We start from the raw sequence: 1809 nt of genomic DNA, 5'->3' as shown, positions 1-1809 counted from the left end.
GTGTTCGAGCACATCCCCACCGAGTGGACGGAGATCCGCACATGGGCACAGCACCTGCTCCCCCCGGCGAAGCCGTCGCCCTCCTCATCGGCCAGACTGGCGAGCCCACCGCCATCCAGGTCCTGAGCGACCGGCGCGGCTCCCGGGCCTGGAAGGTCCAGGGCCCCAAGCGTGCCGTCGCGCTGAAGGCCAACAGCCCCGACGGCGAGACCGCCCGGGACAAGGCCGCCGAGATGGCCCAGGAGGACGACCACCTCCGTCGCCTCACCGCCGCCGGCGCCGTCAGCCCCGACTACCGGGTGAGCGCCGGGACCTGGGACGGCGGCCGGTGGCTGGCCGTCAACTGGATCGGCGGCGTGCCCCTGTGGAGGGCCCTCGCCTTCGCCCGCGGCCCGGAAGGAGACCGCGCCTCGGTACGCCCCTGGCTCGCGGGCATCGCCCGCACCTTCACGGAGCACTTGGCGCTCATGCACGCCGCCGGATGGGCCCACGCCGATGTCCAGCCGACCAACACCCTGGTCACCCACGACGGTCACGCCGCAGTCATCGACTACGCCCTCGCCTGCGGCCCCGGCGACGGCCGCCGCGTCCCTTACCGGGGCGCGCTCACCCACACCACCGCCCCCGAGCTCGCCGCACAGATCCTCGACACCCCCTCCGACACCCACATCCAGGCGCAGCCCTCCGCCGACATCTGGAGCCTGGGCGCCACCCTGTTCTGGTGCTGGACCGGCCAGCGCCCCGTCGCCTACGACGACGACCTCGACCGACTGGAAAAGCTGGCCGCCATCGCTCGGGGCACCACCACCGCGCTGCGCGACGTCCAGCCGTGGTCCTTCCCCGGGTTCGAGGACGCCATCACCGCGTGCCTGGCCCCCGACCCCGCCGACCGGCTCACCGCGAAGGAGCTGACCGCCGCATGGTGACCCTGCGCGCCCTGGCCCTCGATGACGCCCCCGCCCTCACCCGCATCTACAGCGGCACCTCCATCCGGCACACCACCGGCAAGCCCCTCACCCTCGACCAGGCCCACCACAAGATCCGCGCGGCCCTCGTCCGAGCCGCCGAAACCCCGCGCGCGCAGTGGAGCTGGGGCATCCTCCAGGAGGACGACCTGATCGGCCTGATCTCCCTGCGCCGTCGCACCCCGGTCATGGGCACCATCAGCTACATCCTCCGGGAAGACAGCTGGGGCAACGGCTACGCCACCCAGGCCGCCCAGCAGGTCGTCTCCGTCGCCTTCACCACCGCCGGCCTCAACCGGTTGGAGGCCATGCACCACCCCGACAACCCCGCGTCCGGCCGCGTCCTGATCAAAGCCGGGTTCGCCCGCGTCGGCACGGCCGACCGGGACACCGGGGTCGGAACCGTCCCATACGAGCTGTACGCACTGGAGACCGCCGACGCCTAACCCCAAGCGACACAGGGCCCACGGCATCGCACTGAGGTGCGTGTCGGTCTTCGAACGCCCGCCCCGCCCCCTGCTGCCCCCTGGCCGGGCCGGTCTGCGATGCCAACTACAGCAACGACTTAGTGCGCTGGAGATTCAGCAGCGTGTGTGGCAGGCCGAGGTCGTTCATCGCCTTGTCGATGGTCGACTTCATGGGATCGCCCAAGAGGAGCGGGCTGATTGCGGCTGCTGCCTGCAGCAGCGCAACGGGGATCCACAGGCGCTCAGCAGTGATGTCGGCCTCGCCGCCCTTGGGCTCCGTGGTGTGCCTTCTCATCGAGAGTGCGTTCTGAGTAGCTCTGTGAGCTGCTTGGGTGCAGATAGATGAGAACGGGTGTGTTCCCCTGTATGCGCTCTGA

Annotated in this window: 3 protein-coding genes; 2 read left to right on the top strand and 1 reads right to left on the bottom strand. The window is 70.9% G+C overall.

Annotated elements, in window-relative coordinates; translation table 11 throughout:
* Both ACFWN1_RS33130 and ACFWN1_RS33125 read left to right on the top strand, forming a co-directional pair.
* The coding region (locus ACFWN1_RS33130; protein ID WP_384370431.1) for a hypothetical protein at positions 1–926 on the top strand (926 nt) is incomplete at its 5' end.
* The gene (locus ACFWN1_RS33125; protein ID WP_384370428.1) at positions 920–1411 is read left to right on the top strand and encodes a GNAT family N-acetyltransferase; all 492 of its coding nucleotides are present in this window, start codon (positions 920–922) and stop codon (positions 1409–1411) included. The genes ACFWN1_RS33130 and ACFWN1_RS33125, both read left to right, overlap by 7 nt.
* A gap of 106 nt (positions 1412–1517) precedes the next feature.
* Here the strand turns inward: ACFWN1_RS33125 and ACFWN1_RS33120 are convergent.
* Positions 1518–1809 (bottom strand): hypothetical protein (locus ACFWN1_RS33120; protein ID WP_384370425.1); only part of this gene is annotated, 292 nt, incomplete at its 5' end.

The organism is Streptomyces sp. NPDC058459, assembly GCF_042721685.1.
GTDB lineage: Bacteria > Actinomycetota > Actinomycetes > Streptomycetales > Streptomycetaceae > Streptomyces.
The sequence above is the reverse complement of the archived record's forward strand: the minus strand, read 5'-3'. Positions and strand labels throughout refer to the sequence as shown.

Excerpts from the sequence above, each read along its gene's own strand:
- ACFWN1_RS33125 (WP_384370428.1), top strand. The coding sequence starts at position 920 with ATGGTGACCCTGCGCGCCCTGGCCCTCGATGACGCCCCCGCCCTCACC.